Annotated in this window: 7 protein-coding genes; 4 read left to right on the plus strand and 3 right to left on the minus strand. The window is 61.7% G+C overall.

Going from position 1 to position 14,046, the window contains the following annotated elements; translation table 11 throughout:
• The first annotated feature begins 124 nt into the window (after positions 1-124).
• The 4 genes from O1Q03_RS40305 (at position 125) to O1Q03_RS28215 (ending at position 11,764) form a co-directional block, all read left to right on the plus strand.
• Entirely contained in the window at positions 125-760 is a 636-nt protein-coding gene (locus O1Q03_RS40305) for a two-partner secretion domain-containing protein (RefSeq protein ID WP_442865865.1), read from the plus strand.
• Complete coding sequence (locus O1Q03_RS28205; protein WP_442865866.1) at positions 666-8,618, plus strand: hemagglutinin repeat-containing protein; 7,953 nt, start codon at positions 666-668, stop codon at positions 8,616-8,618. The genes O1Q03_RS40305 and O1Q03_RS28205 overlap by 95 nt, the downstream gene beginning before the upstream one ends.
• A 676-nt stretch (positions 8,619-9,294) precedes the next feature.
• Complete coding sequence (locus tag O1Q03_RS28210; protein WP_269507315.1) at positions 9,295-9,588, plus strand: hypothetical protein; 294 nt, start codon at positions 9,295-9,297, stop codon at positions 9,586-9,588.
• Between the two features lie 436 nt (positions 9,589-10,024).
• Complete coding sequence (locus O1Q03_RS28215; protein ID WP_269507316.1) at positions 10,025-11,764, plus strand: ShlB/FhaC/HecB family hemolysin secretion/activation protein; 1,740 nt, start codon at positions 10,025-10,027, stop codon at positions 11,762-11,764.
• Between the two features lie 233 nt (positions 11,765-11,997).
• Here the strand turns inward: O1Q03_RS28215 and O1Q03_RS28220 are convergent, their stop codons facing one another.
• Genes O1Q03_RS28220 through O1Q03_RS28230 form a run of 3 tightly spaced genes read right to left on the minus strand, consistent with a single transcriptional unit; the run spans position 11,998 to position 14,046 of the window.
• A complete protein-coding gene (locus tag O1Q03_RS28220) occupies positions 11,998-12,927 on the minus strand; it encodes a phosphatidate cytidylyltransferase (RefSeq protein WP_269507317.1) in 930 nt (309 codons plus the stop codon).
• Between the two features lie 34 nt (positions 12,928-12,961).
• Entirely contained in the window at positions 12,962-13,594 is a 633-nt protein-coding gene (locus O1Q03_RS28225) for a lysophospholipid acyltransferase family protein (RefSeq protein WP_269507318.1), read from the minus strand.
• A complete protein-coding gene (locus tag O1Q03_RS28230) occupies positions 13,591-14,046 on the minus strand; it encodes a hypothetical protein (protein ID WP_269507319.1) in 456 nt (151 codons plus the stop codon). The genes O1Q03_RS28225 and O1Q03_RS28230 overlap by 4 nt, the downstream gene beginning before the upstream one ends.

The following is a 14,046-nucleotide window of genomic DNA, read 5'->3' on the forward strand; positions in this document are numbered from 1 at the left end:
GTCCGAAATGCGAGATTTGTGGTTCTCCTTCAACAGCTTGGCAATATTTGACAGTCATTCGCAAGGCTTTCGGTAAGCGCGCGTCCAATAAGCAAACGAATGGGCGCGGGCCGCGTCGACGAGAATGAACAAGAATACGCATCGCCTGGTGTATTCCAGGCTTCGGGCTATGGTGGTGGCCGTCGCGGAGACGGCGACAGCTGAGGGCAAATCGGCAACGGGCGAGGCGCGCGCGCGGCGGCGGTCGTCGACGTCTGGCGCTGGCGTTGTGATGGCGGGCGTCGCCGCGCTCGGCATGTTACCCACCCTGTCCGGTGCGCAGATCATCCCGACGCCGGGCGTCAGCACGCATGTGGTCCAGACGCCGAACGGCTTGCCTCAGGTCAACGTCGCCAAGCCTTCGGGCGCTGGCGTATCGGTCAACACCTACAATCAGTTCGACGTCCAGAAGCCTGGCGCGATCCTGAACAACTCGGCCACGATGGTTCAGACGCAGCAGGCGGGCTGGATCAACGGCAACCCGAATTTCGGAGCGGGGCAGGCCGCGCGGATCATCGTCAACCAGGTCAAGTGCCGATCTCACGAACAGCGGGACGCTCGCGGCGCAGCAGAATGCAACGGTCAACGCCGGGAGCCTCAACTCGACTGGCACGCTCGGCGCGGGCGTGAACAACGACGGTTCCGTCGCGCACAGTGGCGACCTCAACCTGACGGCGTCGGGCCAACTGACCGCGACCGGCCAGAATATCGCGGGCGGTAACGCATCTTTGACGGGCGGCAGCGTGAATCTCGCCGGCAGCCAGACAGCAGCGAACGGCAATCTGTCGCTGAACGCGACGGCCGGCGACGTGAACCTGTCGAATGCGACAACGAGCGCACAAGGCGCCATTCAAGCGAATGCATCGGGCACCGTGATCAACGATCACGGCAGCTTGTCGAGCGGTGGCAGCACGACGCTGACCGGCGGTAACTTGTCGAACCAGGGCGGCAAGGTCTCGTCGCAAGGCCCGCTGTCGGTGAATGTCGCCGGCCAGATCGCCAACCAGTTCGGCGAACTGGTATCCGAAAGTACGGCGGACGTGCGTGGCGGTGCCATTGCGAACAACCAGGGCACCCTTCAAAGCGCGGCCGGCATGACGGTGGCCGGTGCGTCGCTGGACAACACGGCGGGCCGAATTACGTCGCTCAACGGCGATGGCCTGTCGGTGACGACGAGTGGCCAGTTGACCAACGCCGCAGGGACGACCGCGAACGGCGCGCAAGGCGGTGTGATCGGCGGCAACGGCGATGTGTCGATCCAAGGCGCAAACGTTGTCAACCGCGGCGCGATGACGTCCAACACGAATTTGCGTGTCGCGGGCCAGTCGGTCGACAACGGCGGCGGTACGCTGCAGGCCGCGCGGAACGTCGCCGTGAATGCCGGCGCGCACCTGATGAACAACGGCGGCTCGATCGCGGGCAATGCAGCCACGGTTAGCGCGACGAAGCTCGACAACAGCGCGGGCACAGTGCAGGCGGGGCAGGTTTCGTTGAACGCGATCGACCTCGTGAACCGCGGCGGCACGATCACGCAGACCGGCGCGGGCGCGATGAGCGTGAACGTGTCGGGCACGCTCGCCAACTCCAGCGGCGGCACGCTGCAAACCAACAGTACCGACCTGACGCTTTCTGTTGCCGCACTCGTCAACGACGGCGGCACGATCACGCATGCCGGCAACGGCGCACTGACGCTCGGAAAGGGTTCAGGCTCTGTGTCGAACGTCGGTGGCGTGATCGCCAGCAACGGGCGCGTCGTCGCACAAGCCGGCGCGCTGAACAACACGGCGGGCTCGATCAACGCGCAGAGTGGACTGGAGGCAACCGTCGGCGGCACGCTGAACAATGCGAGCGGCAAGCTCCTGTCGAACACGGATCTGAGCATCACCAGCGGTACGCTCGCGAACGACGGTGGCCAGATCGGTGCCAGCACGAACGCGACGATCCACACAGGCTCGATGACGAACCAGGGCGGTTCGATCGTCGGACCGAACCTGTCGGTTACCGCCGATTCGACGCTCGACAACAGCGGCGGCAAGCTCGAGGCCAATCAGCTTGCGCTGACGGCAGCGAACCTCGTGAACCACGGCGGTACGATCACGCAGTACGGATCGTCAGCGATGGGGATGAACGTCAGCGGCACGCTCGACAACTCGGCCGCCGGCGTGATCCAGACCAACAGCGCGGACCTGACGCTCACGCCGGCCGAGTTGAACAACGCGGGCGGTACCATTACGCACGCTGGCACGGGTACGCTGACGATCACGCCAGGCAACGGATCGAGCGCGCTGAACAACGCGTCGGGCACCATCGTGACGAAGGGGCAAGCCGTCGTCAATGCGGCTTCCTGGAACAACGCGAGCGGTATCCTCGCCGCGCAGCGCGACATCAACGCCACGATTGCGGGTGACGTGAACAACGCACTGGGCTTGCTGCGATCGGATGCATCGCTGTCGTTGAAGAACGGCGGTGCATTGTCGAACCGAGGCGGGGACATCCAAGCGGGGCAATCGGTTGCGGGTGACACCAGCACGCTCACCATTCAATCTGCCTCGATCGACAACGCGGACGGCGCCATCGTCGACCTCGGTGCCGGCAAGATGACGGTGCAAGGCGGCAGCCAGATTGCCAACAGCCACGCCGGCGGCGTAGCAGGCATGGGTGCGATTACCGGCAACGGCGATGTGGCGGTCAACGCCGCGTCGATCAGCAACACGCAAGGCGGTCAGCTCAGCGGCGCATCGCTGCATGTTCAAGGCAACACCCTGGACAATAGCGGCGGCACCATCGGCAACGTCACGAATTCGAACGGCGACGTGAATGTCACGACGACCGGCGCGATCACGAACACCAACGGCCAGATCAGCTCGACGCATGACCTGTCGGTCGCGGCGGCCACGCTGCAGGGCGGCGGCACATACAGCGCGACGCGCGATGTCAGCGTGAACCTGCAGGGCGACTACACAGCGGCATCCGACACGCAGTTCAACGTCGGTCACGATCTTGATTTCACGTTGCCCGGCACCTTCACAAACAACGCGAACCTGCAATCGGTCAGCAACCTGAGCGTCAACGCGGGCAGCATCGTCAACGTGGGCGCTTTGACGGCTGGCGGCTTGCTGCACACGCAATCGACCAACCTGATCAATACCGGCGCGCTCGTGGGCGCCAGCGCCTCGCTCAACGCGACGAATACGATCTCGAACCTCGGGTCGACCGCGTTGATCGGCGGTTCGGACAACAACGGCACGCTCGAAATTCTCGCGCGCGACATCGAGAACCGCGATGAGACGACAGCCACCGACTCGATGGCGACGACGGCCATCTTCGGCATGGGCAAGGTCGTGCTGGCCGGCGGCAAGGACGCGAGCGGCAACTACACGAACGCGGCGCTCGTCAATAATGTGTCGGCGTTGATCCAGTCCAGCGGCGACATGGAACTGCACGCGGACAAGGTGACGAGCACACGGCGCGTGATGAAGACCTCGACAAGCTCGATCGATCCATCGCTGCTCGGGCAGTTCGGCATTCCGATCAGCGGCCGCACGGGCCAGGTCGGCGTGAAGGATCCGGACAGCATCGGCGGCGTCTACACCGAGCCACCTCATGGCGGCCAGTGGAACAGCACGTATCAATTCACGACCTACTATGCGGACAGCGCGACGGCGACGACCGTGACAGACATCAGCCCGGCCGCGCAGATCGTGTCGGGTGGCAAGATCGATGCGTCGTCGGTCGGCACCCTGCAAAACTACTGGAGCAATATCGCGGCGGTCGGCGACATCAAGATGCCGGCCCACTATGACGCCGACGGCTGGGCGGCGTCTGGGCACAAACTGCCGGGCGTGACGGTTTCCTACTCGGGGCAGTATCACTACAACAACTACGACAATTCCGAACATGACTGGAAGTTGCCGTTCGGCAATGCGCCGTTCGTCGGCAGTCGCCCGGGTGGCTACACGCAGGCGGCACCGGCGTCGATCAAGGATTACACGCTGCCCGGCTACTTCTCGACGATAAGTTCGAACGGCACGATTTCCGGCACGGGCGTCAGCGTCAACAACACGGCAGGCAACGCATCGATTCCGTCGCTCGGCTTGCTGCCGGGGCAGTCGGTGCCGGGCCTCACGCCTACCAACTTGAGCGGTAACGCGAGCGGCGCGAAATCGGGAGCGTCGGCCGTACACGGCGGTCCGTCGGCGCCGGTCGATCCGATCATCGCCAGTGCGACGGCGCTGAACGTGCTGAACAACCTCACGATTCCGCACGGCGGCTTGTTCAAGCCGACGACTGCGCCGAATGCGAGCTACGTGATCGAAACGAATCCGGCATTCACGAACCAGAAGAACTTCATTTCGAGCGACTACTTCTTCGGTCAGCTCGGCGTAGACCTCACGCACATCCCGAAGCGACTTGGTGACGGCTTCTACGAGCAGCAGCTCGTGCGCAACGAAGTCACGGCGCTGACCGGCAAGGCCGTGCTTGGGCCGTACGCAGACCTGCAGACCATGTATCAATCGTTGATGGCGGCCGGCGCGGATCTGTCGAAGTCGCTCGATCTGCCGATCGGCGCGAGCCTGTCGGCCGATCAGGTGTCGAAGCTGACCGGTAACGTGGTCATGATGGAAACGCGGGTGGTCGACGGTCAGTCGGTGCTCGTGCCGGTCGTCTATCTCGCGAAGGCCAGCCAGCAGAATATCGACGGCCCGTTGATCAGTGCGACGAACATCGATTTCCAGAATGCACAGTCGTTCACGAACAGCGGCACGATCAAGGCGGACAACACGCTGGCGATCCAGGGCAAGCAGATCGACAACGCATTCGGTGCGCTGCAAAGCGGTGGGCTGATGTCGCTGAAGACCGAGAACAACATCGACCTGACGTCGGCGAACGTGAAGGCCGGCAGCCTGCAGCTCGATGCCGGGAAAGACCTGATTCTCGATACGGCGACGAAGACGAACACACGGATGAGTCGCGACGGCGCGACGAGCGTGGTGACCACGCTCGGGCCGACCGCGAAACTCGACGTGGCGGGCGATGCGTCGATCACGACGGGCGGCAACTTCCAGCAGAACGCGGGCAACCTGTCGGTCGGTGGCAATCTCGGCATGAATGTCGGCGGTAACTGGGATCTTGGTGCGGTTCAGACCGGCGAGCACAAGATCGTGCAGCGGGCCAATGGCGTGTCGAATACCGACATCAACAAGGTCACCGGCAGCTCGGTGACGGTCGGCGGACAGTCGAATGTCGTCGTGGGTGGCGATGTGACGGCCAAGGGCGCACAGATCGACTTCGGCCAGGGCGGGACGCTTGCTGCCAAGGGTAACGTAACGCTCGGCGCAGCGAGTGCGACGTCGACGGTGAACAGCACCAGTTCGGGTAGCGACAGTCACGGCAGCTATGCGGAGACGCTGCACACGTCGGATCAGGCGCTTACAGGCACGACACTCAAGGGCGGCGACACGGTGAACATCGTGTCGGGCAAGGACATTACGCTCTCCGGCAGCGCAATCAGCCTCGACAAAGGCAACGCGAACCTGCTGGCAGTTGGCGACGTGAATATCGGCTCGGCAACCGAGACGCACGAGCTGAATTCGCACGAAACGCATAGCCATAGCAATGTGGTGAGCGGCGTGAAGGTCGCGAGCGGCATCGACCAGACGATGACGCTCAATCGCGGCAGTCTAGTGTCGGCGGACGGCGTGAACATTGTCAGTGGAAAGGACGTCAATGTTCAGGGCAGCACCATCGTCGGAACGAACGACGTGACGCTCACGGCAGCGCGCAACGTGACGGTTACGACCTCGCAGGATACCTTGCAGTCATCGAGCTACTTCAACAAGAAGGAGTCGGGGCTGATGTCGGGCGGGGGACTGTCGGTGTCGGTGGGCAGCAGCTCGCTGAAGACGACCAGTCAGACTACCGAGGTGTCGAACAACAGCAGCACGATCGGTTCGCTGAAGGGCAACCTTAGCATCACGGCTGGAAACGACCTGCACGTGACGGGCAGCGACCTGATCGCAGCGAAGAATCTCAGCGGTACGGGCGCGAACGTGACGATCGACGCAGCGCAGGACACGCATCATCGCGGCGAAACACAGGAAGTGTCGAAGAGCGGCCTGACGCTGGCGCTGAAGGCACCGGTGATCGACGCGGTATCGAACGCTGTGGGTCAATCTCGTGCGTCCGGCAGTAGCCAGGATGGCCGGGCAGCGGCGCTGCACGGGATGGCCGCGGCGAGCGCGGCATGGGATGCGAACATGGCTGCGGGCGATGTGGTCCGGGCGCTGGGGGCTGGCGAGACGCCGCAGTTCAAGGTCGAAGTCAGCGTCGGCAGCAGCCATAGCAAGAGCGCGTTCTCCGAAGACAGCGTGACGAATCGCGGCTCGAATGTGAGTGCGGGCGGGACGATGGCGTTTGCGGCGACCGGCAATGGTCAACCGGGTAGCGGCAATGTGACGATCGCTGGCTCGAACGTGAACGCAAACGACGTGATCCTGGCGGCGAAGAATCAGGTCAATATCGTCAATACGACCGATACGGATTCGACGCGCAGCACGAACGAATCGAAGAGTGCGAGCGTGGGCGTGTCGGTCGGCACGGGCGGGTTCGGTGTTTCCGCGGCGATGTCGAAGGCCAACGGCGACGGCAACAGCGATCTGGCCACGCAGAACAACAGTCACGTGAACGCGGCAAACGGCGTGACGATCATCTCAGGCGGCGATACGAACATCATCGGCTCGAACGTGAAGGGTAATCATGTGAACGCCGACGTGGGCGGGAATCTGAACATCGTCAGCGTGCAGGACACGCTGACGAGCGCGGCGCATCAGTCGAGTTCGGGCGGCGGCTTCAGCATCAGTCAGGGCGGCGCCAGCGCGAGCTTCAGCCAGAGCAAGGGCAACGCGTCGGGCAGCTATGCGGGCGTCAATGAACAGGCCGGAATTCAGGCGGGGGACGGCGGGTTCAATATCAACGTCACTGGCAATACCGACCTGAAGGGCGGGCTGATCGCGAGCGATGCAGAGGCGTCGAAGAATTCGCTGACGACGGGTTCGTTGTCCTTCTCCGACATCCAGAACCAGTCGCATTACGATGCGAGTTCAAGCGGCTTCAGTGCGGGGGCGACGACCGGCGATGGCGGGATGAACTACAGCACGCACGGCAGCACGTCGGGCAAGAATGCGGGGGGTGCCGCGCCCATGCTTGGCCAGAACGACAGCGGCAGCGATAGCGCGACGACGAAGAGCGGCGTGAGCGCGGGGACGGTCACGATCACGGATTCGGCGAACCAGAAGCAGGATGTGGCGAGCTTGAACCGTGACACGACGAACACGAACGGTACGGTCGCCAAACTTCCGGATATGCAGAACCTGTTGGCCAAGCAGTCGGACATGATGGCCGCGGCCAGCGCGGCTGGTGAAGCCGTGTCGCGCCGGGTCGGGGACTACGCGGACAAGATGATGAAAGACGCCGCAGCCAATGGCGACCAGGCAGGTGTCGACGCATGGAAGGAAGGCGGAGCGAATCGCGCGCTGATGCAAGGCGCGGGCGCGGCATTGGTGACGGGGCTGGCAGGCGGCAACGCAGTAGGTGGCGCAGCCGGCGCGGCGATTGCGTCGATCGCGTCCGGCAAGCTGAACGAACTGAGCAGCGCAATTGCAGGCAGCGATCCGACCGGCAACGCGAATATGAATCAGGCGCTGGGCAACATCGTGGCGAACGCGCTTGCGACGGGGGCTGGCGGTGTCGTGGGTGGTGAATCGGGGGCGTTCTCGGGGTACAACGTCGATCGGTTCAATCGACAGTTGCACGACAATGAAAAGAAAGCAATTGCCGAGAAGGCCGGGAAGGACAAGGCGGAGCAAGAGAAGCTGACGCGCGCAGCGTGCTATGCGGTGAAGTGTTGGGCAGAATACCCGGAAGGGAGCGCGGAGCGGAACAAGAACTTCGTGAGTGAAGTTGAGGTGGCTTCGCTGGGTCCGGAGCTGGATTGGGTAAATCGGCAGAAGGAAGCGGGTTTGTTCGATTACACACCGATGCAGAAGGTTGGCGATGCGTTGAAGAACGATCCGGTTGGAGTCGCGACGGATACCGCTAAGGTCGTTGTTGGTGGTATGACGGTAAAGACGGGCGCGGGACTTTGTGCAAGCGGTCTGGGTTGTGCTCTCGGCGGTGGAGGAATGATCGTTTTTGGATTGGGTGATATGGCAGAAGGCACGGATGGTCTTTACAACCGTTACAACGGAACTAGTTCTCCTGGTGTGAATCCTGTACGGTATGGGTTTAATGAGGCATTGCCCGCTGGTTGGGGGAATGTTGTATATGACGGGTTGAATTTGGTAGCTGCGATTGCGGCGCTGAAAGCGCCAGTCCCGCTCAAGATGGGTAATGCCGATGGTCTGAATCGTCCGGGATCCATGTTTGATGTGACCGTGCCACGTATCAATAACAATACCTTGATTCCATTCATTAACCGAGCGGCACCATACGGGACGACGCAGGGCATTTTGCTGTTTGGTGTTGGTTCGAAGGGGGCAACGGTCATCAATGATGTTCACCGCGCAGGAGAGCAGAAATGAATTGGCGGCGACTCTATGCGACGGCTCAAATATGGCTCATGGTTTGCTTGGTTTCGATTTTTAGTACGGGATGCTATACGGTCGTTGTGATTGGTATTTGTCGGAAACTGATGGGGCTGAGTGATGGCGTCTCTGCATTTGCTATAGGCCTTCCGTTCTTTATTGTTCTTCTGGTTTTGCACATTCGATTTTTGCCGAAGCCGTTGCGTAAGGCCGGGATGTTGAGCGATGATCCATCGAAATTCGGCCCGTGGTTCAAGTCTGAGAGCAAAAGCTAAAACGACGGTCCCAAACATACGGCAATACATTGTTTGCGCGCGGATGGGTGGCAGTTAAAAAAGGAGGCTAACGAACTGTCGTTTTGTAAGAGTGGCGCTTTTTCATCAGTAACTGCTCCGACAGCTGACAGGGACGGTTCGATAGCAATGATTTTCGACGCTGCGAGCATTTCTAAGTGCCAGGAGCTGCTGCGTGCAAGTGGAGCGCATTGAGCAGTTTACTAACTGATAGCCACATCGCGAAATTCCGATGGGCGCGTAATGTAGATTTGGTCCGGGATTAGTGTTTAGGTAGGGTCATCAGGTAGAAAATCTGCTTAATCCGAATAGTGTTTCTGCGATTGGTGGTGGTGTCGGCGGTGCTGCCGACGCTGAACCAGGAGCTAAAGCGATAAACGATGCCAAATCTCGGCCGGGGAAGTGAAGGAATATTTGAGTTGGTTATTTTATATGTGGCCGCTTTTTTGCTGTCATTTATGTGTTTTGCCTCTATAAAAGTATTTGTAATGACCTTCGTGGCCTGTTTTTATGGTGGCGGTTTCTTATGGGTGGGCAACGACACAAGGTTCGTTTTGGTGAGCGGCACTCTGTTGGGGCTTGTTTTTGTGTTTTTGCAACAGTGGCTTTTGTGCGAAAAAATGATTCATGATGCTATTGGGCGAATCAATTCAATCAGTAGTTGCGCGACGTAGTTGTATAAACAAAGCGGCACGAACCGAGCTGATGCTTGCATGCGAGTCGACCGAAAGTGACGCATTGATAGCACACACATCCCAGCCGTGGTACGCGATCGCATATTAAGAAAAACATGTATCGTTTTGTAAAAAGGGGTGCGCGCCGCGCTGAATCTTGTGCCTGAGTGGTTTCCTGAGAAGCAGATTAGTATTTATGATCTGTCAATGGAATGCAATTCTGGGGCGGTAATGAATTGTAGGTGATGAGGTTCTGGAGATGACGATTTCGTCACTTCGGCGGCGCTGAATAGATAGACGATGCCGTCTCGATTGGTTTGAGCTTATTTATTGGGAAAGAAATGAGACTCATCGAAGACGGTAATTTCGCAGGGTGGCTTAGAGTTGTACTTTTTCGGTTGGCTTAGGTAGTCCACGACCACATATCAAGAAAAGCATGAAAATTATTCGCCGAGAGAATTCGGTTGCCGCAGCACTGCTGTTTATCGCAACCACTGTGTCGGCGCAAGAAGCCTCGCGCCTGATCGTTCCGGGCAACTACCAGCAATCCCGACAGCAAGAAGAGACACGTGAACGCGAGCGGACCGTCACGGCACCCGGGGTGCGTTCGGACGTCGTGGCAAGCGCGGAATTTCCAACGCTGCCATCGGAAACGCCCTGCTTTCGCATCGAGCATTTCGCGCTCGACGTACCCGATGCGCTACCGGCCTCCCTGAAGTCTCAAGGCGCCTCGGCATTGCCGATGGATCGCTTCGCCTTCGCGCGCGAATGGCTCGAGCACTACACCGGCCAGTGCGTCGGCAAACACGGGCTCGACGTGCTCGTCAAGGGCCTGTCGCAAGCGATCCTGGCGCGTGGGTACGTCACGACACGCGTGCTGCTGCCCGAGCAGGATTTGTCGACCGGCACCCTCAAGTTTTCGCTGATCCCCGGCGTGATCCGCCACGTCCGCTTCGCCGACGAGAAGCTCCGCGGCACCTGGAAAAGCGCCTTCCCGACCCGCGACGGCGAACTGCTGAACCTGCGCGACCTCGAACAGGGCCTCGAGCAGATGAAGCGCGTGTCGAGCCAGGACGTCTCGATGCAGATCGTCCCGGCCGACGTACCCGGCGAAAGCGATGTCGTACTTGACGTGAAGCGCGGCAGACCGTGGTCCGTCGTCGCGTCCGTAGACAACTCGGGCACGCGCGCAACCGGCCGCCTTCAGGGCAACCTGTCGCTCGGCATCGACAACCCGCTCGGCCTGAACGACATCTTCAACATCGGCGTGAGTCAGGATCTCGAGTTCGGCGACAAGCGGCTCGGCTCGCACGGCTGGAACGGGTTCTATTCGATCCCGTGGGGCTACTGGACCGCCACGCTATCCGCATACACGAGCACGTACTACCAGCAAATTGCCGGCGTCAACCAGACCTTCATCGCGAGCGGCAATTCGAAGACGGTCGACTTCAAGCTAAACCGGGTGCTGTCGCGCAGCCAGAACGGCGTGTTCGGTGCGCAGTTCCGGCTGTCGCGCCGCTTCGGCCAGAGCTTCATCGAGGACACCGAGATTCCGCAGCAGCGCCGCAACAACACATTCGTCGAGTTCGGTCTGACCGATCGTCACTACTTTGGCAACGCGCAGTTCGACGGCACGCTCGCGTACCGGCAGGGTATCGGCGCGTTCGGCGCGCAGGACGACATCCTCGCGGCCGACGGTGGCCCGACCTACCGCTACAAGATGACCGTGCTCGATGCGAATCTGTCGGTGCCGTTCGCCATCGCCCAGCAGCTGTTCCGCTACGTGACGACATTCCACGGCCAGTACACGGGCAATACCCTCTACTACATCGACGACCTGACGATCGGCAGCCGTTACACGGTACGCGGCTTCGATGGAGAGACGATGCTGGCGGCTTCTCGTGGATTCTACTGGCGCAACGAGCTCCAGGCGCCGATCGGACAGACGGGAATGGCAGTTTACGCGGGCCTCGACTACGGCCGCGTATGGGGCCCGCAGCCGCTCGCGCTGGTTGGCACGCAACTGGCAGGCGCGGTGATCGGCGTGAAGGGGAGCGTTGCGACGCGTTTCGGCGGGTACGGCTACGACCTGTTCGCCGGTACGCCGGTGTACAAGCCGTCCGGCTTTCCAACGAACCGGGTCACGCTCGGGTTCCAGCTGACGGCCCAGTTTTGATGAATATGCGATCGAGTCGCTCGGCACTTCATGGATTCAAAATGCCGACGAGGACCGGGGACCGATGGTGTTTCTGACCGTACAGATCGCAGCAGTCTTGTTCGCGAACAGTTGGCAGGCTATCGATGTTCGAATGCCCGGCTTTCCAGTGCTGCTTCAGCAGGACAATCGGCACAGTGCTAGATCGGCGACAGGTTTTGGCGTACGACGGGCGGCATGGCGCCGCCCGTGCATCACACGTACAGATAACGCACGAGGTGGAAGAACACCGGCGCGGCGAAGCAGATCGAGTCGACGCGATCGAGCATCCCGCCGTGGCCCGCGATCATCGAGCCCCAGTCCTTCGTGCCGAGCGAGCGCTTCACGGCCGACAGCACGAGCCCGCCGACGAAGCCCGCGATCACGATCGCGAGCGAGATGCCGAACGCCGCGCCGAAGCTGAACGGCGTCACGCGATACAGCGATGCGCCGCACAGCGTCGCGAGCAGCCCGCCGCCGATGAAGCCTTCGACCGTCTTCGACGGCGACAGGCGCGGCGCGATCTTGCGGCGTCCGAACAGCTTGCCGACGACGTACTGCAGCACGTCGCTGATCTGCACCACGAACAAAAAGAAGAACAGCAGCAGCGCGTTCTGCCCGGCGTAGCGCGGAATGTCGAGGATCAGCACGGCCGGCGCGTGGCTCAGCCCGTACACGCACACCATCAGCGCCCAGTTGATCTTCGCGTTGCGGCTCAGGAATTCGCGCGTGTCCTGCGTGAGCGCCGACACCAGCGACATCGCGAAGAACAGGTGCACCGGCACGAAGATCGAGTACATCCCGTACCAGTTGATCCCGAGCAGCAGGTACTGCACCGGAATCGCGACGAAGAACGCGATGAAGAGCGTCGTATGGTCGCTCGCGGTCGTCGGCGTGAGCGTGATGAATTCGCGCAGCGTCAGGTACGACAGCAGCGCGAATACGAGATACGTGACGTTGTTGCCGAGCCCGATCGCGATGACCATGATCGCGATCATCGCCCACCACGCGCGGATGCGCTGGTTCAGGTTGACGATCGTCGCGCTGGTGCCGCCGCTGCGCGCGCCGAGGATCGCGCCGACCAGCGTCGCGATCACGAGCACGCCGGTGACGCCCGCGACGAGTTCCCAGAAGAGAGTTCGCATGGAGATATCCGGAAAAGAAGAGGAGGGCGCGCGTTCAGCCCGCCGGCCGCTGCGGCGGCGCGAGCGCGACGATCGCGTCGCGCATGCGGGCGAGGAAGGCCGGCTTGTCCTCGGCGGCGCCGAGCGCGTCGTTCGCGCCGAAGTGCACCTTGCAGATCAGCGGCACGGGCCAGATCGCGCCCTTCGGCATGATGCGCTGCAGGTTCTCGAGATAGACGGGTGCGAGCGCAACGTTCGGGAACTCGGTCGCGAGATGGAACAGCCCGCTCTTGAACGGCTGCGGCAGCACGTCGGCGCCGCGCGTGCCTTCCGGGAAGATGATGATCGAGTGGCCTTGGCGCAGCGCATCGCGCACCGGCTCGAGCGGGTCGCCGCCGCTCTCGCGGTGCCGGTCGATCAGCACGACGTTCAGCAGTTTCTGCGCGATGTGACGCTTCAGGTCGCTGCTGTCCCAGTAGTCGCGCGCGGCGACGGGCCGCACGACCGCACGCACGTCGCGCGGCAGCGCGGCGAGGATCGCGAGCGTGTCGATGTGGCTCGTATGGTTCGAGAAGTAGATCTTCTGCGTCGGCGACGGCGGCGCCTGATGCCAGACCGGATACGCGCCGGCGACGAGTCGCACGATGGACAGCAGGAAATCGCGCTGCCAGACGTTGAGGATGTTCATCGGCGCGGCGCCTCCTGCGTGCATGCCCGCGCAGCCGCGCACGCGCGGCAGGCGGAATCCCGGAATGCCGGCGCGGCAGGATGCGCACCGGACGGCCATTGTTCAAGTTTTTTCAAATTCGTGGCTGCCTGTCGCAGGGCCGCGATAATCGGGCGATCCGCCTGACCTCGTTGCGTGGCGAATGCACCGCTCGACGGCGTGATAATCGGCTGTTGCACGAGCGCCCGTTTGCAGTTCGAATGGATTGCTGCGTTGCGGGCCAGCGGATTATCGCGAGTTTCCGGCGAAAACGCCAGATTGCCCGGCGCGGCACGGCCGGCGTGCGGCTTGACGCGTCGGGGCCGCTCGGCGACGATACAGGCCACCTGTCGACAGCCGCCGCCGGCGGTGGCACCCCGGCGCAGCGCGGCTGCAAACGTGTCCGAACGTGTCCGAACGTGCAGAATCAACAA

It is taken from the genome of Burkholderia sp. IMCC1007, from assembly GCF_027257875.1.
Classification (GTDB): Bacteria; Pseudomonadota; Gammaproteobacteria; order Burkholderiales; family Burkholderiaceae; genus Burkholderia.